The sequence below is a fragment of the Chitinophaga costaii genome (assembly GCF_900094705.1).
Taxonomy (GTDB): domain Bacteria; phylum Bacteroidota; class Bacteroidia; order Chitinophagales; family Chitinophagaceae; genus Chitinophaga; species Chitinophaga costaii.
Genome location: NZ_FMAR01000004.1, coordinates 392,339 through 412,429 on the forward strand (window position 1 = coordinate 392,339; position 20,091 = coordinate 412,429).

The window sequence follows — 20,091 nt, forward strand, 5'->3', positions numbered from 1 at the left end:
CATTTTAAAATTTTGCAAAAAGGTTGATGCCATAAGATCTGCGGGTAGGCAAGGATCCGTATTCGAAGCCCTGTCCGTTGCTATTGTTGTAGCTTGATTCCGGATCTACGTTGGGAATGTGTTTGCTGATGGTAAACAGGTTGCGGGCCACCAGCGAAAGCGAGATTTCGCGCACCACGGTGCCGGTAAACATTGATTTGGGGAAGGTATAATCAAGGTTCACCTGGCGTATTTTTACAAAAGAAGCGTCATAAATAAATGGTTCCGGAATATTGTCGGTAACACGCTGCCAGTAGGCCTGTGGGTTTACAAAGCCGCTTACATCTATGTAAGTGGGTTTGCCATTTGCATCGGTACCAGTTTGCTGCACGCCCGTCACCGGCAGGCCACCCGTTGCGGTCCATGCTTCGGAGGTAGCACCTGCGGCCAGCCTGGCATTTTCTGAAGCGGCCCAGCCTTCGCGGCCTTTCAAGGTGCCTTTCTGCCTGCCATTGGCGTAAGCCAGTAAGTTGGTCATGGAGTAAATGCTGCCTCCCTGTTTGATATCGAGTAATATGTTGAGCGAAATATTTTTAAAGGTGAATCGGTTTGATATACCGCCAATCCATTTGTATTGGCCATTACCCAGCTTTGCATCCACCGGATCGTACTGGGGCAGGTTGTTGGCATCGAGTATCATTTGGCCTGCATCGTTGCGCAGGTATTTGCGGCCCACAATAATGCCGTATTCATCGCCTTCTTTGGCTACTATGCTGGCGTTGGCCCAGCGGGCAGAGGCCAGGGTGTAATAGCCGGATACCAGGGGGCTTAGGGCTACGATCTTATTGCGGTTACGTGCATAGTTGGCGCTCAGGTCCCAACTGAAATTTGTGGTAACAATGGGTTTTACTTGCAGGGTTACTTCCAGTCCTTTATTTTGCACGTTGCCGGAATTGATCACTGCGGTAGAATACCCGCTGGTGGTGGATATGGGGGCGCTCAGGATTTGATTGCGGGTATTAGACTGGTACCAGGTTACATCCAGGTTTATCCGGCTGTTGAGGAACACCAGGTTGGTACCCACTTCGTAAGACCTGCTGATGCTGGGCTTCAGTTCGTTGAACGGTACCTTGTCTACCGCCACGCCCCCAATGGCGTAGCCACCCACAGTAGGCATATCCGGGTTGCTGCCATAAGTAAGTTTAAGTTGGTAAGGATCAATAGCGTCTGTACCCGTTTGCGCCAGGGAGAAGCGTACTTTACCAAAGTTCAAAATGTTATTCTTCCGGATCAGTTCAGAGAATACAAAGCTGGTGGATACAGAAGGGTAGAAAAAGGAGTTATTGTTTTTAGCCAGGGTGGAAGACCAGTCGTTTCTGCCCGTAATGTCGAGGTAAATGAGGGTTTCGTAAGCAAGGTTCAGTGCCCCGTACACCGAGTTAATGCGTTTGTGATTCAGTAGTTCGTTACTGAGTTTCGTTTGAAAGTTGTTGATACTCTTTACCCCCATCACACTGATATCACGCCCGGTAGTATTCAACAAGTCTTCTGTATAATCCATGCGGTTGGTGCCCAGGTTGGCGCCTATCCAGATCTTTTTGACCTGCTTACCGAAGTTCAGCATCAACTCACTGTTGGTTTCGCGCAGGGTGCGATCTTTGATCGCGATAGCACCTGTCTGGTTAAAGGGGGTAGAGTATTCCATGAATTCGCGGAAGCTGAATTTGGAATAATCTGTACCGGTGCGGCCCTGGATAGATAAGGTGGGCAGCAGTTGATATTTTAATAGTACAAAACCATTCAGGCGGTCTTGCTTACTGCTATTGGGCTGTTCATTAATGGCCCAGTAAGGGTTTACCTGGTAAGAGTTATTGTTCCAGTTAATATAATAGCCGGTAACGGGATCTTTATAATCTTTGAGCCAGTTGATGTCGATATTGGGTGCAATGCCACTCAATACATATCCTATGTTATTCGGATTGTCTGACAGTGCGGGGCGGTTGTCTACGTTTTCGTTGAGATAGGCCAATTTAGCGTCTATCGTGAACTTGTCGGTAAGCTGGGAAGTACCGCGGATGGAAAAGTTATGGCGGATAAGACCACTCTTTGGTACAATATCGTCATTATGAATGTTGGTATAAGTAAAGCGCATTTGCGTTTTATCATTGCCGGAGGCAATCGCCAGGGAGTTGGTGAGGGTAAGCCCATCGCGGAAAAAGTTTTCGATATTGTTATGTGCGTTTACATAAGGTACCTGCTTTCCATTCCATAGCCATACCATGCTGTCGGCATTGAGTTTGGGTCCCCAACTTGCCTGCGAATAGCCGCGGGCGGTAGCTACGTCCCGGGGTAGCAGGCCATCGCGGCCACTACCATATTGGTCTTGGAAGTCGTAACTGTTGTTTAGTTTTTCTACCACAGCATTGGAGGTAAATTCTAATTCAAATCCTTTGTGACTGCCCTTTTTGGTGGTAATGAGTATTACCCCATTGGCTGCGCGACTGCCGTAAAGAGCGGCTGCGGCACCGCCTTTGAGTACCGAGATAGTGGCAATTTCGTCAGGATTGATGATGGAGGAGCCGTCTCCCAGGTCATACCCACCGTAGGTATCTGCCTGCCCGGGCGAAGAGTTGTTGATCGGAATACCGTCTATAACATAGAGTGGTTGGTTGTCGCCGCCAATCACCTTTACGCCGCGCAAGGTTACTTTTACGGACCCGCCTACGCCGCTGTTGGTTGTATTCACATCGAGGCCGGCCACCTTGCCGCTGAGAGCTTCCATGGGATTGGTTTCCCGTACTTTGGTAAGCTCGCTGCCCTTTACATCGGTAAAGGCATATCCCAAGGATCGTTCCTGGCGACCAATGCCCAGGGCCGTTACCACCACGGTATTCATGTCGATGGTGCGGGGCTTGCTGGTATCAGGCGTATTGGAGGTATGTACTTCCGTTTGTTTAATAATGATGTTTTTACCAATAGCTTTAATGGTAAACTGGTTGGCTGGAAATAGTTGCTGCAGCACCGCACTGATGGCAATGTTTTTTTGACGAATGGAAAACGTATGCTGGTTGGCCACTACCGAGTTAGGATAGGCAAAGGAAACACCGGCCTGTTTTTCGATTAGTTGTAAAATGTCTTGTGCCGGTTTGTTTGCTACATCAATAGAAATCTTCTGAGATAAGGCGTTGGCCTTATCCTGGCCGCGCAATGGCAGCAAGGTGCACACCATCATGCAGAGCATGAGCATACAGGGGAATAATTTCATTTCGCTTGGTGTTTTAATAGTCATATAAAGCACTCATTACAGGTATGCCATACATCCTTATCCGGCGTGCAACAGGTAGGCCAAAGCCTGCGGCGCGACTTAAGTTACAGATGAGCAATACAATGCAGACCGGCTTATGCCGTTTGGTTGAAAAACATCGATAAATGCGAATTACGCGATAGATCCTTGGTCGTTGATTCTTTTACAGGTGTACCTTTTGAGGGTACTATTATTTGTTAGTAAACAGATATGCGTGTGTTGTTAATGGCTTGGCTTGCAGGTCCAGCATTTCGCCCATTACCAGTAATGCTTCGGGCAGTGGTAATTGATTGAAACGTATAGTAATGCGGTTATGGAGCAGGCTTGTGTCCTGCAATTGCAGCCGTACCTGGTAATATTGTTCTAATGTTTTTAATACGGTGCTTACTGGTTGGTCGGTGAAGGCCAGGTCGTGGCTGGTCCATCCATAACGGTAACTATAGTCGCCCGGTTGTTTGTGCACGCTGTGTTGTGCTACAACTGCCATGTTGCCTGCAATAAGGATCACGGGTGATTGGTTGTCTATGCCCACACTTACCTTACCATCGCGCACGGTTACGTCGCTGTAACCGGGCGCTGTTTTTACGTTGAAAGCGGTGCCCAGTACGGAAATGGTAGCATCTGGCACCTGCAGGCTAAAAGGATGCTGTTCGTCTTTGATAACGTCGAAAAAAGCTTCGCCGGTTTGCAATTTTACCTGCCGGCTTGTTCCGTGTAAGTTATAGGTCAATGCAGTGCCAGGTTGCAGGTATACCACCGATCCATCGGGGAGGTGCAGGCTATCTATGGTGTTGCCTTTGGCGGTATAGGCCTGCCATTGTTCCTGCTGCCGGTGCAGCAAAACATAACTGCCCAAAACCAGCAGTGGCAGTGCTACGGCAGCTATACGCCACCACTTGTTGCGGGTAGCTTGCAAAGGATAAACTTTGTGGGTAGGCGCCATCTGCAGTTCCCGGCGTAGTGTTTCCCACTCCGTAGCCTTGTCGAAACTTAAGGACGGTAACTGTGTGCTGGCATCCCACACGGCTTTCAGTTCGTTATACAAGGTGCAGTTATCTGCGGATTCGTCTAACCATGCTTGTAAAGCGGCTTGCTTTTCCTGGTTCCCAGGATCACTAAGATGATCAATGACGATGGTATACTGCTCGTTTTCCATATGCTTATACTATTATGACATGCGGGGAGACCTAAACTTTGATGTTTATTCCAACTTTTTTTTGGGGAGCAGGAGCGGGCGTAGGGTTTTAAGGGCTACGGATAGCTGGAAATAGATGGTATTCAGGGTAATACCAAGTTTTTGCGCGATTTCCTGAGGTTCTAACCCATGGATGCGGCTCAGTATAAATATTTCCCGGCAGCGGGGTGGCAGGGTACGCAGGTGTTGTAACAATTCTTTCTGAAGGAGAATATAGTCGGCACTTTCATAGAGGGAGGCCGGGTCGCGCTCAAATTGCAACAATTCTTCGCCCAGCTGGCGTTGCTGCCGTTTTAGTTCATTAATACACTGGTTAGTAATGGCGCGGAAAAGGTAATGGCGGACATGCCCTGTAATGGTAAGGGTGGTGCCCTTTTCCCAAAGATGTACGAACAGGTTGTGAACCATATCCCTGGCCAGGCCGTTATCTTTCAGCCAACGGTAAGCCAGGAGGTAGAGTTCCTCGCTACAGGCATTATACAGTTGCTGAAATACAAGCGGATCGCGGTGTTGGAGCGCCTCCGTTACCTGTGCCGCTGAAAGAGAAAAAACGTCCTGTCCCATTCATTAAATGTCTGTGGTAGCCATATAAGGGCGATATGTAATGATACAAAATTTATTTTTTGAATGGGAAATTTTAAATGGTGGTCCGGTGGAGGTAACCACCCTTCATCATAACAAAGGCGGCCCATCTAAATGGCCGCCTTTGTATAGCAGATCTTTTTTAAACCATGCCGCAAGCATATTGGGCTCGCCTTTTAGGGCCGCCCAATGTGCAAAACAGGTTAGTTATTTTTTAGAAATTGCTTACGCTCACGTTGTAGTGGGTATAAGTAGTGAAGCCCAGGAAAGTGCGGTCGTTGGGTATGCCCAATGGGGCTTGCAGGCCGCGCAGGTAGTTCAGGTTTGCCGTATTGTAGTGATGGTTGGCCACTTCGGTGCCGGGAAATACCGGGCTGGATGTAGCACATACCCCGCAATAAGCCCCGGTATAAGCGGTGCGCATAAAGTCGTAACCCGCGCTGATACGGCTGGAATTGGCCGTCCAGATGGAGTTGTCGCCTTGTATGGTGGCTATTTCTGCGGCATAGGAAAAGGCGGTAAGGGAATACTGGTAGTGTACACAGTCGTTGCGGTCGCACATTTCGCCAATGTAACCACTGCTGTCTATAATAATGGGCAGGTATTGCAGCACGGCAGCCTTTCCATTTTCATACACAGACACGCTGTTCAGGAATACGCCAATGGCCATTTTGGCGTAGCCCATGGATGCGTTCCAATTGTTGTTGTACACGGGCATATTGTTAATGTAATTGTTCTTCACATTATTCAGGTAAACGCCAAACTGGTCGATGTCGGCTTGCGACCATCCGCTGCCGGTGGTGCCGTTAATTTTATAATAGCGCATAATCTCGGCGGCAGCTACAAAGGTAGGCGTGGTCCAGGAGGCTTCCAGGCCGGGTTGGTAAGCGTTGGTGCCGGCATTGGGTACCAGGGCATAGTTCTGAAAGGTATAAGACCAGCCATTCAGGATTTGTATGCACTGCTGGGCGTAGGTGGCCGACCCGGTTTTGGCCCAGCGTAAGGCCAGCGCATAAGCCAGTTCTGCATCCCGGCGGATCTGGTCTTTGGAGGCAGTGCTCACACCATTAGAGCCTACGGTAACGGTGGCGTAGAAAGTTGTAGGCACCGTTTGCCCGTTTACATAATCCAGTACTTTTTGGTAGGCAGAAAGGCGGGCAGTGTTGCCGCCATTGGCCTGCGCGGCAATGAGGTCCAGGCTGGCCGTGTTGTTTAATACGCCCGGGTGGTTAAAAGAGGTGATGGCTGCGGGCCGCGCTACTTGCGACCCGTTGGTGGCTGCCGCTTCTTTTTTGGAGCAACTGGTGTACACCACGCAGCATATGGCTAGCAGGCCGCTCGTAATAAATGCATAAAGGAGGTTCCTTTTCATGATACTGGAATTTATGGTTTGAGGGTGTAAGCAATACAGGTCTTTACCAGGCCAACGGGTTATGATAATAGTGGTAGCTATCTGTTACAGGTAAAACGGGCACGTCATTGCCCTGCGCGTTCGCGGGAACGTGGTGGGCGTTTGCAGTTTGTGGTAGTTAATTAGGCTGATGCTTCGTTTTGGGCTAGCGGAAAATGTATTTAGGCGGATATGTATTTATTAAGCATACGTGGGTATGCATTACGCAGACAAATAACGGCCAGTACGAGAAGATTAACTAATATTTGGCAGGGTTTATTTACGAAATCGTTTTCGGAAATCTTTTGCTGGCGAGGGGTTTTGGGTATGCTATCGTGAATGCTTACGGCAGGGGTATAAAGTGGGGGCTTATCCTGCTCCGGAGAAAAGGCCGGCACCGGAATGGATACACAGCGGATAGCCACCGGTATGGCTGCTATCAGGTAAACTGGAAATACAACAAGGCCACTGCCGCCGCTGTCATGATGAGGAAAGTAAGGCCGCCCAGGATGTTTGATAACGTACTGTTGGTTTTGTCCTGCATGATCTTTTTGTTGTTACCGATGTGCAGGATGATACCGATGAGTACCGGTGCGGTAAGGCCATACAGGATAGCGGTATACAGGAGGGACTGAATAGGGCTGATGCCGATGAAGTTTAACGACAAGCCTACCAGTAAGGATAAAATAATGGATATATAAAAAGGTTTTGCCTGTGGAAATTTTTCGTCCAGGCCGGCCTGCCAACCAAAGGTTTCTGCCAGCATGTAAGCTTGGGAGCCTGCCAGCACCGGTATGCCTAAGAAGCCGGTACCAATAACGCCCACGGCAAATATCAGGTAGGCAAACCTTCCTACCAAAGGCTCTAGTGCTTTGGCTGCCTGGTCTACTGTATCCACCTGTCGAATGCCTGCCGGGAAGAGTACACTGGCCGCTGTAAGGATAATGAAAAACATTACCACGTTGGACAATAGCATGCCAATATTTACATCCTTGCGCATGTCGTCCAGCACTTGCTTGTCTACCATGATCTTTTTACTGTGCTTCCGGTCTTCTGCTTCCATGGTGGCCTGCCAGAAAAATAAATAGGGAGAAATGGTAGTGCCTAAGATGGCTACAAGAATGGAAAGAAAATCCTTATTGAAATGGAGGGTAGGGATAAAGGTATTTCGCGCAATCAATGCCCAGTTTTGTTTGATCATAAACGGCACGATCAAATACAGCAATAGGGAGATACAAAGCCATTTCAAGATGGCGGCAATGCGCTGATAGGGGAACAGGATGATGATGAACATCAGCATGCCGGTAAATAACACGCTGAAAACACTCACTGGTATTGTAGGGAATAGCATGTTGGCCACGGCACCCATGCCCTGGATATCTGCGCCTATGTTGAGCGTGATGGCGGGAAATCCAAACAAAAGCATCAGGTACAGTACAGGCTTGGAATAATGATTTCTTAAAGTTACAGTAAGGCCTTGGGAGGTTACCAATCCTATGCGGGCGCACATGCCCTGGATAGCGGCCATGAGGGGGAAGGTAATGAGGGCCGTCCAAAGGGTGGTGTAGCCAAACTGGGCGCCGGTTTGGGTGTAAGTGGCTATGCCAGAAGGATCGTCATCGCTGGCACCGGTAATGAGGCCGGGGCCTAGTATTTTTAAAGTGGATTTAATTTTCGAAGAGAGGGTGGCTGATCTTTTCATAGTTCCTGTATGCGGTGTACTTCAGATAAATGTTGCTGGCCGCCTGCTTGCAATGACGGTTATTTGTGGAGCAAAAGTTAGCGTAAATATCTGAAGAACACCCCATATTAATTTCAAGAAGGGGCTGTTTCGCCCAATTTTTTTATCCGGAAAATCTGGAATACCAGGTAGATGATTATACCCCATACGGCCAGGATCATGGTAAATGCTATGATAAGCAATGCCAGTGGTGCCTTGGCGCTTACTGCCCATAATGAGCGGGTATTAAACCCGAAATGGTCCAGGCTTTTTGCCCTCCCCCATGGCAGTGTTTTCAGTACGCTGATGTTGCCATAGCTATCATTGTCTTCTATTCTTGCACCCAGCACAAGATTGCCTTTGGCATCGCCGGGCAGGCTGTCGCGGGCAAAGGTAGCGGTGGCAGTGCCGGTAGAATCGGTGGTGTAGGAAGCGTCATCGCCAATGGGCAAGAAGGAGGCCTGGCGTTGTACGCCTATCTTTACTTCTACGTCCTTTACATTCACGGCACTATCGCCCTGCAATTCCTGTACAGTAACCAGCAGTGTGCGGGCACCGTCCTGGCCAGCTACAGTGTCTAAAATTAAACGGGCTTTGGTGATTTCAATGATCTTGGTTTGCGCCCCGAAAGAGTGGGTGGGGGTGCTGATAGCAATGAAATTTAGTTTGTCGCCCGCGTTCCAGGCCGCTTGCAGGGAGGGCGGCAGGGTGGCAAAAGCTTTCCCGGCCTCGTTGGTCACTACACGGCCAATGCGATTGGCCGGCACGCTGTCGTTTAAGTACAGTTGTACGGGCAGGGCTTTCAGCGGCTCCAGCTTGCCGTCTGCCTTTTCCGTGGCTGTTACTTGCAGGTAGGGAACACTGTTGGCATTGTTGAAGTAATCCAGCTTAAGCAGCAATGCTGGTGGTTGGGCCTGGGCCTGGGCCTGCGCTGCTCCAGCTAGTAGCGAAAGCAGCAACCCGCCTGCCAGGCGGCCATATAAGATGCATATCTTTTTCATATCAGTTTGCTTTCTTTTCTACCATTGTTTCATGAATCGGTACGATCGGGAATATCCGGACCAGCAGGGTAATCACCAGCATACCGCCCGCCAGCGAACCACAGGCGATGGCCCATTCTTCCCAACTGGGGAAATAACTTTTGTAAGACAGCGGCACATCATGCATAGGCAGGAAAGGATGGAGCATAGAAGGCACTACGATAATGTATCGCTTGAACCAGGCACCGGTTACGATCATAATACCGGCTATGAACATGGGCAATGGTTTTCTGCCGCTTTTAAATAACAATAGCAGCATCGGCAGGATCATGGATACCAAAATGGTGGTCCAGAACTTTACGGCCCAATCGCCGACAAAAAGTTCTTTCAGGTGGGCTTCTTCGTCTTCCTTCATCTTAAAGGCAGGCAGCAGGTATTCGCTGATATTAAAGTATAGGTACACCAGCGCCAGTAACACCACTATTTTGCCCATCTTGTCGAAGTGGTCGTCGGTAATGTAATCATCCATCTGGTAGGCCTTCCGGACTACAAACATGGCTACTACCACCGCGCCGCTGCCAGCCAGGAATGCGCCGGAAATAAAGTAAGCGCCAAAGTTGGTGCTATCCCACCCAGGACGGAAGGTGGTGGCAAAGAGCCAGGAGGTAACGGTATGGATACCGAATGCCACCGGGATGATGGTAATGCAAAGGATATTGATGGCCTTATCGCTGATAAGCGTTTGGGCGTAGGTACCTTTCCAGAAAGATCCCATGACGCGGTACAACTTCTGAAAAGGGCGGGTAGCGGCAGATGGGCTGCTAAGCAGTATTTTAATATCCGGCAGCAAGGGGAGGTACAGCAACAGGAAGCTGATGAAAAAATACGTGGTGATCACCACCACATCCCAGATAATGGGCGATTGAATACGCCCATGTACAAATACATTAAGCAGCCTTTCCGGCCGGCCCATATCGATGATGATGATGAGGGCGGCAAACATGATGGCGGCAATGGCAATCATTTCTGCTATCCTGGTGAGCGGTGTGCTCCATTTTACATTGGCCAGCCGCAGGATAGCAGTAATTAAGGAGCCTACCAGGCTAATGGCTACAAAAAAAACGAAGTTGGAAATATATAATCCCCAGGAAACATAATCCCGCATGGCGGTTACGCCTAGTCCATACCGCAACTGGCGGTAGTAGGCATATACGCCCAGCAGGCAAATACACATCAATAGGCCCACCCATAGCTGCCCCGTTTTACCAAATTTACGGGGCAGGAGGTCGGCTATGATCTGTTCGTCGGGTATTTTTAATGCTTTTTCCACAATAATACTTTTTTAGTTTGGTGGCTGGCCGGATTATCCTTTATCATTTTCTTCTCCTGCTTCAATCGGGAAATTCCTGTTTACCGGCGGCAGGTAATATACATTGGGTTTGGTACCCAGGTCTTCCATCAGGCGGTAGCCGGCTTTATCTCTTACCAGGTCGCTGAAGCGGAATGTTTCTGCGCCATTGGTTACGCTATCTTCATTCAGGTCGCCAAAAAAGAACACCCCGTTCGGGCAGGCAGACACGCAATGGGGCAGCTCGCCCTGGCGGGTCATGTCCGGGCAAAAATCACATTTGCCCACAGTGCCTTTTTTCTGCGGTACGCTGGTTTCCGGGGAATAAGGTGTTTCTGCTATTTCTTCCGGCAGCACTGGCTCGTTCCAGTTAAATACGCGGGTAGAGTAGGGGCAGGCAGCCATACAAAAGCGGCAGCCTATACAGCGGTCGCTATCGATGAGTACAATACCATCTTGTCTTTTAAAAGTAGCATCTACGGGGCATACCTTCACGCAAGGCGGCTCATCGCAATGCATACAAGTGGTGGGCTGCCAGTAAGGGGCCGTGTAGGCAGACTCCTTCATCTTCTGTACCTTAATCCAGTTTTGTCCATCCTGGATATGGTGCATATGATTACAAGAAGCCTGGCAATGTTTCAGGTTTTTACAACGGGCCAGGTCTATCACCATCACAAACTTTTTACCGGGTATGCCTATCCTGGCTTCGCTGTTGGACACGCTGGGCATATGGGGCACCGGTTTTAGAAAGGCCTTGTCTACTTCTATCACCTCCCCGTTGACCGACAACAATTTTACCTTTTCGCCCGTAGGCGCCACCTGCTGGTCTTCGGCCTGGGTGGAGAAAGGGTCTTTAAGACCGTTGCAGGCTGCGGCCGCCACGGTAACAGCGGTGAGTGCAGCGCCGGAAAGGAAGGCGCGCCTGCTTTGTGATCCATTCGTTGATTCGCTCATGACTTTGCGTTGTAGTTAGTGAATAAAAGTATCAGGGTTTCTTTTTAACCCAGGTACGCAATTCCTCGTTCGTTATTTTTTTCTTAGGCTGCTGTTTCAACACGGCGGCATTGATCTGCACCAGGCGGCCATCTTCTGTAAGCATGGTCATCCACGCTGGTGGCGGTGCGGGCGGGCTTTTCTTTCTAAACAGGGAAAGGCCGGCAAAACCTGCTATGGCCAAGCCTATCCATCCCACAAAGGAGCGCCGTTTGATGGCTTTATCGTTAGGCATATACTTCATTTAGCGGTGAAACCGGCTTGCCTGGCAAGCCGGTTTTTAATGTACAGCTTACCAGATCTTATTTCTTGAAGGTGCGCATGTAGTTTACCAAATTCCAGATGTCTTCCGCATCCGGCAGCTTTTTCTTGAAGGAAGGCATGTCGCCACGGCCTTCACTCGTTTTGTAGAAAATAGCGCCGTCTGGTTGTTTCTGAAAATCGGCACTGGCAAAACTGGGTGGCAGTGTTTTTAACTGCGCGGCTTTGGAGCCGTCGCCTTCACCGGCCTTGCCATGACAGCTTTGGCAGTTCTTGGCCCAAAGGGCTTTACCATCGGCGATGGACTGGGCGCTCGTTTTGATCGGGTTGGGCGTTTTGGCGTTTTTGTCCGGCACTACCCAGGGATCTCCCGGTAACGCAAAAGACAGTGCTGCAAAAGCCGTGGCCAATAAAAACGGGCTGCTTTTCAGGATGCTGATTTTCATGTTGTTTTGTTTTTAATGATTACTGCAATTGGAGGGTCAATAATTCCATAACCGGGTGATGTTAAACCCGATCAGAAATTGTTTTTTCGTAAAATCATTTTGATTGAAAACGACATTCCGTTGTGGTGTCAGGTAACTGTAGTTGCCGACAAAAAATTGAAAAGTATGCCCGCTGGTAGACATCTCCAATCCCAAAGAAAGGTTGGGATGGGCGTTGCCTACATTGTCTTTCGTGAGTGGCTGATCGTAGCTGGCTACAATGGCCATAGATTCTTTGAGCTTGTACCGGCCACCTGCAGAAAATACAAAGTGATCATTGGGCTTTTCCTTTAAAAATTTACCTGCATAAGGTGAGTAGCCCTGCACCACATTGAAGTGTGACCAGCCACCCGCTACCTGTAGCGAAAGCTTTTCGGTGATCTTACGGGCCACCATAAGCTGGTGGAAGTAAGACATACGGTCGGAGAAGTAATTGTAGGTATCACTTTGCCGGCTCTCAATGGCCATGTTGCCGTAGTAGGTAACACTTACCGGCGATCCCGCACCAGACCTTACCTGCCGCAGCAGGGCGTACTTAAGGTATCCTTCCCAGGTCATGTCGTACTTGGTGAGGGCTACGCCAATCAGCAGGTTTTTAATGGGAACATAGTTGGCATTCAGGCCTATATTGGCGGAGGAAAACAGGCCATAAAAATCTTTATAGCCATTGTTTACCAGCCCAAAGCGGTGGCGGAAGTCCATTTCAAAGGTGCCTTTTACTGGTACTTCCACGGTTTGTGCGTCGATGAGCCATATGCTTTCAAAAGTATTTCTTACTGGCTTGCCCCATTTGCGTACGGGAGCTTCCTGCACGGTAGTATCTGGCTGGGCCACCGGGATGGTATCTGTCTTGGTATCCTGTGCGGTGGCCGTTTGCAGGATCGCAGGCAGCAGCAGTACAGGCAACAGCATTCGCCGGAGTATATTTTTAGGCTGCAAGATGTTTATATAGTTGTTCATGCCATTTCCTTTAATCATGATTTAATTATTCAGGGCCCCGTTGTTAATCCAGTTTTTAATCAGATCCACATCGCTTTGTTTTAAACCACCGCCGGGAGGCATTTCGCCAGAGGACACTTTTTGATACAGCACACTGCTGGCGGCATCGCCGCTTACTACATACTTGCCGCTGGTCAATGCATTGTAGGCATTGGCCGCACGCAGGTCGGGCGATTCATTGCCGGAGTGGCAGGTGGTGCAATTGCTACTGAAAAGGGGAACAATATATTTGGCGAACGTCACAGAGTCGGCAGGAACGGTGGTAGTACCACTACCGCTGCTTGATCCGCTGCCGCTGCTGGCGCTATCCGGCAGTATTACGTCTTTGTAACATCCTGCCAGCAGGAAAGTGCCGGTGGCAGCCAGGATCATAGCGGCTATTAGGGTGAGTCGTTTCATGTTTGCTGGATTATTGTTTGAAATTGGCGTTGGCAACAATGTCTATGTTATCGTTCACCTCATCCTGGTCTGCTTTCAGCGGGAAGGTGGTGATGGAGAGGGAAAACCGGAGATCAAACCCGCGCAGCAAGTTGGTGGTGCCGGGATAGGTGCCTTTACCAGCATAACCCAGCTTAGCCTTCACCTCTTTGGTAACACCCATAAAAGTGAGATCGCATACTACATCATAAATATTTTCTGTAGGATTGTACGTCACTGTTTTGGATTGGATGAGGGCGCGGTTAAAATCGTTCGTAGGCTCGCCCGATACCGGAATATCTGCCGTAGCCGTTGTGTTGAATGCTGTTAAAAGACAGCCGCCATCCCTGGCTGGTTCGCCGGTATTCACCTGGTTAAGCTGTACCCAGGCGGTAAACGTAGTATTGGCTGGAGTGGCTTCATCAAAATTGAACGTATTAAAACCAAACCAGTTGAAACGGCCAGACAGGATAGCGCCGGAGCCCAGGAAGCGGGATTCCCACATTACATTGGAGTGTACTTTATCGAAAGTATACACCCCTGTGCCTGCGGTAGTACTGAAGGTGATCACATCTGATCCGCGCGTTACATAGTTAGTAGGATCGGTGGCGCTGCCTCCACTGTAAGATGCTGGTAGCACCGCGTCGTCGTGTGTGCAAGCCGTACCATAGAGCACAATGCCCGTGCACAACAAGGCCGCGATCAAAATAATCTGATAAGGCTTTTTCCTGAATTGCATAGTGTTTGTTTTTTAATTGGTTAATGTGAGGCAAAGAATGGTCATTACCCGGCTTGCGTAAGCCTGGGCAGGACGTATAGCGGATATATTATTGCTGGCGAAATAAAAAGACGTATAACAGATTGAGACATGATCCTGACTGGATCATTTTTTATAATGACCTGTAATTGCTGTAATGCTACTTCCTTATTTGCCGCGTAGGCAGTGCTTCCTGATAGCGCAAAGACGGCCAGCCAGGCCAGTCTTTGCGCGGGTATCGTGTGTATCTTAGTAAGCGTTCTGTGGTTGTGTAACCCTTATTAGTTTTGCATTTACAAATTCGTATATGCCTGCGGGTGATTGTTCCCGGCCATAGCCTGAATGTTTAGTGCCGCCGAAGGGCAGTTCCGGTGCGATGCCGGTTACATGATTAATATACACCATGCCGGTATCTATCTGCCTGGCCACATTTACGGCCCTGGCTTCGTTGGTGCTGAATACACTACCGCCCAGACCAAACTCGGTGGCATTGGCCAGCGTGATGGCTTCCTGTTCGTTTTTAACTTTGTATAACATGAAAACCGGTCCAAACACTTCTTGCTGGTACACAACATTGTCGGGCTGTATATCAGTCAGGATGGTAGGCTCCATAAAGGCACCAGGGCGATCTATACGATGACCGCCATACACCAGGCGGGCACCGCCAAATACGGCTTTTTCTACCTGGCGGATAACATCCTGTACCGCCTTTTCACTGCTCAACGGGGCCAGGTCTGTTTTTTCGTCCAGTGGATCACCTACTACCAGGGCCTGGAACTTTGCTTTCACTACCTCCAGGAAGGCGTCGGCAATGCCTGCTTCCACAATCACCCGTTTGGGCGATACACAGACCTGGCCAGCATTCCAGATACGACCTCTTACGGCCGCTTCGGCAGCTTGTTCTATATTGGCATCGTTCAGTACAATCAAGGCATCACTGCCACCCAGTTCTAAGGTTGATTTTTTTACATTTTTTCCGGCGGCCGATGCAATAGAAGCCCCGGCGGGTTCGCTGCCAGTAAGCGTTACGGCCTTTATGCGCTTGTCTGCCACCAGTTTATCTATGCTGCTGCCGGGGATAAACAGGTTTTGGTAAACGCCTGCCGGTGCGCCGGCTTCTTCAAAAATGTCTTCCATGATCTGCGCACACTGCGGCACGTTAGAGGCGTGTTTCAGCAGCATGGTATTGCCCGCCATCAAATTAGGCGCAGCAGAGCGGGTGATCTGGTAGAAAGGGAAATTCCATGGCTGTATGCTCAGCAATACCCCAATGGGTTCATAACTTAAAAAAGCACTGCCCATTTTAGTATCGAGGGGATGATCTGCCAGGAAGCGTTCCCCATTATCGGCATAGTAATCGAATATATCGGCACATAGCAACACTTCTGCAATGCTTTCCTTCAGGAGTTTACCCATTTCCAGGGTAGCAAGCTTGCCCAGTTCTACCTTCCGGCTGCGCAATATCTTGGCTACCGCATGCAGCAGTTGTGCGCGTTTGGCTTTCGGCGTTTTACGCCAGCTTTGGAAGGCCAGGTCTGCGAGTTCTATTTTTTGATCGATCTGTTCGTCGGTCAGTATGTCGAATTCCCGGAGTATTTCGTTATTAAACGGATTCACCGTTTTAACAGGGGAGGTCATTGAAAGCGTTTTCATATACTGCAATTTTACATGTTAAAGGTAGGCTGCATGCTAGCAGTAGTTAATGACTTGTAGCAGAGCGCAGGATGATTTCAGTCATTTATAGAAAACGTTGCCGGAACTGATAGGCGAAAAAATGATTAATTTCACCGGGTTGAGATAACTAGCTAAATATAGATACAGGCGTATGTTGGAAATGACACCTATTATTTTTATTGTAGTGGCCCTGGCTATTTTGTCTGTGGTGGCCGGGCATATTAAAAAGATATCATACCCTATATTGCTGGTGCTGGGAGGATTGGTGCTGGGGTTTATACCAGGATTGCCCGTGATTGATTTTAATCCCAACATTATATTCCTGCTGGTACTGCCACCGCTATTGTTCCGTGCGGGGTGGGATACATCCTGGCCGGATTTCAAGGCATCCCTGCGGCCTATTACGCGGCTGGCCATCGGGTTGGTGCTGGTTACCGCCGTGGCCGTGGCTTTTGCAGCCCACTATTTTTTACCCGGCGTTAGTTGGCCGGTAGCCTTTGTGCTGGGTGCCATTGTTTCGCCCCCCGATGCCGTTTCTGCCAGCAGCATTGTAAAAGGTATGGGATTAAATAAGCGACTGGTAACGATACTGGAAGGGGAGAGCCTGGTAAACGACGCCTCGGCTTTGGTGATATACCGGCATGCACTGGCGGCTGTAGTCACAACCGGATTTGTACTCTGGAAAGCAGGGTTGCAGTTTGTGTTGGTCACTTTGGGCGGCATATTGGTGGGCCTTGCTACGGGATATGCATTTGCGTTTATCCTGAAGAATATCCGTAAAAATCCGATGGTAGAAAGTATCCTTTCGCTCATCTGTCCTTTTATCGCTTACCCGGTGGCGGAAAAGATAGGATGTTCCGGGGTGCTGGCCGTGGTGAGCGCCGGGCTGGTCATTTCCTGGATGTCTTCCAAGATCTTCAGCTACCAGGGCCGCACCCAAACCAATTCATTATGGGATGTGATCGGATTTCTGCTGAACGGCATCATCTTTATATTGATAGGGATACAGTTGTCACAGATTGCCGCAGGCTTGCCCGGTTTTAGAATAGGTGAGTTGATCCGGTATGGACTTTTCATTAGCGCGGTAACCATCGTGGCCAGGATGCTCTTTATTGCGCCAGCCCTTTTTATGCCGTCGTTGCTGGCATCGCCCCTGCACCAGCAGGAGCAGGTATTTACCTGGAAAAATGTGATCATCCTTTCCTGGTCGGGCATGCGGGGCGTTGTATCGCTGGCCACAGCCATGGCACTGCCCGTACTGATGGATAACGGCCTGCCATTCCCCAACCGCTCTATGCTGATCTTTATCACTTTCGTGGTGATTGTAGTAACCCTGGTAGGACAAGGCCTAACATTACCCCTTTTGATAAAATGGCTGAAGATAGATACAGGGGCCAACACACAGGAGGAGGAAAAGAAATTACGCTTACTCATTAATACCAGCGCGCTGGACTATATCAACCAGCAACTGCCAGCAAAGGGTTTCGACAATGCGGTGCTAGACCAGGTGCGCAAACTCTACGAGTTAAGGATATACTGGTTGCACGACCCCACGGATAAAGGGGAAGGTACGGCCGCCGACTTTAACAGCTTTCTGTCGCAGGTAGCCCACGCCCAACTGGATGTGACGGTATATAAACGGGAGATCCTATCAACACTGTACCGCGAAGGCAAGTTCCCGGCAGATCAGGTGCTGAAGCTAGAACGGGAAATGGATTTTGATGAATCGCGGTTACACTCGCAACTGAGCGGGCAGGAAATGGAGGAGGAGTGAGGCCGGAAAATAAATTTGGTATTAAAAGGGATTTTTTTACTTTTGCATCCCGCAGCTAAAGGATAGCTGTATTGCCCAGATGGCGGAATTGGTAGACGCGCTAGACTCAAAATCTTGTTTTCGAAAGGGAGTGCAGGTTCGATTCCTGTTCTGGGCACAAGCTTTAAAGGTCGGAGATTTTTCTCTGGCCTTTTTTGTTTAGTTAATTGATCGTTTGCGTATATTTATAGGAGCATTATAAATAAAATAGGTTTAGCTTTTACATTGTTGGAGCTGCTTTTAATCCTGCCACTTTAGAAATGGAAGACCGTATTTTATTTATTCCTTTGAAAGACTATGAAAGTAACTCCACTGCTATATCAGTTAACGCGAAAAATAAGAGAAGATTTACAGTTTCATTAAAAGAAGGTACAATTGCAAAAGGAGCGAAATACTTTATAAAGAAATCCGAATTGGTAGCGAAGTTGATGGGGAAATTTGAAGAGATGGAGAGATATTATAAATAGCTTTTTTGATTGGGTTATTGATTAAATGCTTAAAAAGATGGCAAGCGGCAACATACCACAGAATAATGAAATTATTTTTTACACTTCACCAGAAGGGGATATTAAAATTGAGGTATTCTTTAATGATGAAACCTTTTGGCTAAGCCAGAAGAAGATGGCCGAAGTATTTGGGGTAGATGTAAGAACGATAAATGAACACCTACAAAATATTTACAATACCGGAGAATTGCAAAGAGAAGCAACTATCCGGAAAATCCGGATAGTTCAAAAAGAAGGTAGTAGGGATGTTGCCCGTGATGTGGATTTCTTTAATCTGGATGCCATTATAGCCGTTGGCTATCGAGTAAACAGTTATCAGGCTACTCAATTCCGTATTTGGGCTTCCAAAACACTCCGTGAGTTCATTATTAAAGGCTTTGTATTAGATGATGAAAGACTTAAACAGGGCAAACGTTTTGGCAAGGACTACTTTGATGAACTCCTGGAGCGTATCAGGGAAATACTGGCTAGTGAAAGACGTTTTTACCTCAAAATAACTGACATATACGAGCAATGCAGTATAGACTATAACAAAGACGCAGAAATTACTCAGAAGTTCTTTAAAACGGTTCAGAATAAATTACATTTCGCTATATCTGGTAAAACTGCTGCCGGTATCATTGCTGAAAGGGTAAGTGCCGATAAACCGAACATGGGCTTGCAGACGTGGAAGAATGCACCGAACGGGAAGATTTTAAAAACGGATATTGCCGTAGCAAAAAATTACCTGATAGAGAAGGAAATCAAAGAACTGGAACGCATTGTTACCATGTACCTTGATTATGCAGAAAACCAAGCGGCAAGACAAATTCCCATGAAAATGCGAGAGTGGGTAGATAGACTGGACGCTTTTCTTAAATTTAACGAATACCAGATTTTGAAAGATGCTGGCAAAGTAAGCCATGAAGTAGCAATAAAATTAGCTGAGAAGGAATATAAGAAATTCAGGGTTATTCAAGACCAGAATTTTGAAAGTGACTTTGATAAGGAGGTGAAAAAGCTGAAAGGGAAGAACTGAAGTTGCTACAATGTCAGCAAGCCGGTATAGCCTATCATGTTTTCCACTATTGGTACCACAAATACCGCCATGGCCCACCGGTAACAGTTTTATACAGCTATCAAAAAGCACAGTGGCGAGTAGTGCTTTCTCAGAATGTTACCTATCCAATGGTGCCCGTATTATTCTGCATCAACCAGTGCATGCCGATTACCTTAAAACGCTGGCAGGTTAATCATGTTACACCTATCAGCCAACTGTCGTTATTTTCTTTACCAGGGTAATGCAGATATGCGCAAAGAATTTGATTCCCTTAGCGGCATCCTTACCATCCAAATGCAAGGAAACGTGTTGAGCGGCGATGTTTTGTTTTTTTGAATCGCCGTAAAAACCAGATTAAACTTTTGCTATGGGAAGGCGATGGTTTTGCTCTCTACCATAAGCGATTGGAACGCGGTACTTACGAACTACCAGCTGTATCCGTATTAACCAGCCATCAACTCAGCCTGCTCCTACAGGGCGCTGTATTGAAAAGTGTACGTCATCGAAAAAGATATCAACATACGGCTAAAATTAATGGATAATAAGCTGCCCCTTGTAATATCTATATCGAATTTTACGATCTTTGCATCCCATGCAGGACGCTATAGATTATAAGACATTATACTAAGCACAGCAGGTAAAATTAAGC

General features: G+C 48.2%; 17 protein-coding genes, 1 tRNA gene and 1 pseudogene. 5 read left to right on the forward strand and 14 right to left on the reverse strand.

The window, feature by feature from the left end:
* Positions 1–4 precede the first annotated feature (4 nt).
* From GA0116948_RS08605 to GA0116948_RS08675, 14 genes are all read right to left on the reverse strand, one after another.
* Entirely contained in the window at positions 5–3,244 is a 3,240-nt protein-coding gene (locus GA0116948_RS08605; RefSeq protein WP_165798356.1) for a SusC/RagA family TonB-linked outer membrane protein, read from the reverse strand.
* A 229-nt stretch (positions 3,245–3,473) separates the two neighbouring features.
* Entirely contained in the window at positions 3,474–4,439 is a 966-nt protein-coding gene (locus GA0116948_RS08610) for a FecR family protein (RefSeq protein WP_089711094.1), read from the reverse strand.
* Between the two features lie 45 nt (positions 4,440–4,484).
* The gene (locus tag GA0116948_RS08615) at positions 4,485–5,042 is read right to left on the reverse strand and encodes an RNA polymerase sigma factor (protein ID WP_089711096.1); all 558 of its coding nucleotides are present in this window, start codon (positions 5,040–5,042) and stop codon (positions 4,485–4,487) included.
* A 232-nt stretch (positions 5,043–5,274) separates the two neighbouring features.
* The gene (locus GA0116948_RS08620) at positions 5,275–6,432 is read right to left on the reverse strand and encodes an alginate lyase family protein (protein ID WP_089711098.1); all 1,158 of its coding nucleotides are present in this window, start codon (positions 6,430–6,432) and stop codon (positions 5,275–5,277) included.
* 457 nt (positions 6,433–6,889) lie between these two features.
* Entirely contained in the window at positions 6,890–8,152 is a 1,263-nt protein-coding gene (locus tag GA0116948_RS08630) for an NRAMP family divalent metal transporter (RefSeq protein WP_089711102.1), read from the reverse strand.
* 113 nt (positions 8,153–8,265) lie between these two features.
* Positions 8,266–9,171: a hypothetical protein gene (locus tag GA0116948_RS08635; protein ID WP_089711105.1), complete on the reverse strand. Its 906-nt coding sequence runs from the start codon at positions 9,169–9,171 to the stop codon at positions 8,266–8,268.
* A 1-nt stretch (position 9,172) separates the two neighbouring features.
* Positions 9,173–10,480 (reverse strand): NrfD/PsrC family molybdoenzyme membrane anchor subunit, encoded by a 1,308-nt coding sequence (nrfD, locus tag GA0116948_RS08640; protein ID WP_205686065.1) that lies wholly within the window; start codon positions 10,478–10,480, stop codon positions 9,173–9,175.
* 33 nt (positions 10,481–10,513) lie between these two features.
* On the reverse strand, positions 10,514–11,452 hold the full coding sequence (locus tag GA0116948_RS08645) for a 4Fe-4S dicluster domain-containing protein (protein ID WP_089711107.1): 939 nt from the start codon (positions 11,450–11,452) through the stop codon (positions 10,514–10,516).
* A 31-nt stretch (positions 11,453–11,483) separates the two neighbouring features.
* Positions 11,484–11,726, reverse strand: coding sequence for a hypothetical protein (locus tag GA0116948_RS08650; RefSeq protein ID WP_123891712.1), 243 nt, complete (start codon positions 11,724–11,726; stop codon positions 11,484–11,486).
* A 67-nt stretch (positions 11,727–11,793) separates the two neighbouring features.
* Positions 11,794–12,198 (reverse strand): c-type cytochrome, encoded by a 405-nt coding sequence (locus tag GA0116948_RS08655; RefSeq protein WP_089711110.1) that lies wholly within the window; start codon positions 12,196–12,198, stop codon positions 11,794–11,796.
* A gap of 36 nt (positions 12,199–12,234) precedes the next feature.
* Entirely contained in the window at positions 12,235–13,197 is a 963-nt protein-coding gene (locus GA0116948_RS08660) for a DUF5777 family beta-barrel protein (RefSeq protein ID WP_123891711.1), read from the reverse strand.
* Between the two features lie 21 nt (positions 13,198–13,218).
* Entirely contained in the window at positions 13,219–13,635 is a 417-nt protein-coding gene (locus GA0116948_RS08665; RefSeq protein WP_089711114.1) for a c-type cytochrome domain-containing protein, read from the reverse strand.
* A gap of 10 nt (positions 13,636–13,645) precedes the next feature.
* Positions 13,646–14,392 (reverse strand): YceI family protein, encoded by a 747-nt coding sequence (locus tag GA0116948_RS08670; protein WP_089711116.1) that lies wholly within the window; start codon positions 14,390–14,392, stop codon positions 13,646–13,648.
* Between the two features lie 267 nt (positions 14,393–14,659).
* Entirely contained in the window at positions 14,660–16,063 is a 1,404-nt protein-coding gene (locus tag GA0116948_RS08675) for an NAD-dependent succinate-semialdehyde dehydrogenase (RefSeq protein WP_089711119.1), read from the reverse strand.
* 172 nt (positions 16,064–16,235) lie between these two features.
* On the opposite strand from GA0116948_RS08675, the gene GA0116948_RS08680 reads away from it, so the two are divergent.
* The 5 genes and pseudogenes from GA0116948_RS08680 to tnpB all read left to right on the forward strand — a co-directional run.
* A complete protein-coding gene (locus tag GA0116948_RS08680; RefSeq protein WP_089711120.1) occupies positions 16,236–17,858 on the forward strand; it encodes a Na+/H+ antiporter in 1,623 nt (540 codons plus the stop codon).
* Between the two features lie 73 nt (positions 17,859–17,931).
* Positions 17,932–18,015, forward strand: a tRNA-Leu gene (locus GA0116948_RS08685).
* Positions 18,016–18,157: 142 nt separating this feature from the next.
* Positions 18,158–18,364: a hypothetical protein gene (locus GA0116948_RS08690; RefSeq protein ID WP_089711122.1), complete on the forward strand. Its 207-nt coding sequence runs from the start codon at positions 18,158–18,160 to the stop codon at positions 18,362–18,364.
* Between the two features lie 37 nt (positions 18,365–18,401).
* Positions 18,402–19,421 carry a virulence RhuM family protein gene (locus GA0116948_RS08695; RefSeq protein ID WP_089711187.1) on the forward strand — a complete coding sequence of 340 codons (1,020 nt, stop codon included), beginning with the start codon at positions 18,402–18,404 and terminating at the stop codon, positions 19,419–19,421.
* Between the two features lie 338 nt (positions 19,422–19,759).
* Positions 19,760–19,984, forward strand: a pseudogene (gene tnpB, locus GA0116948_RS21770) (IS66 family insertion sequence element accessory protein TnpB); the annotation flags it as partial.
* Positions 19,985–20,091: the final 107 nt, after the last annotated feature.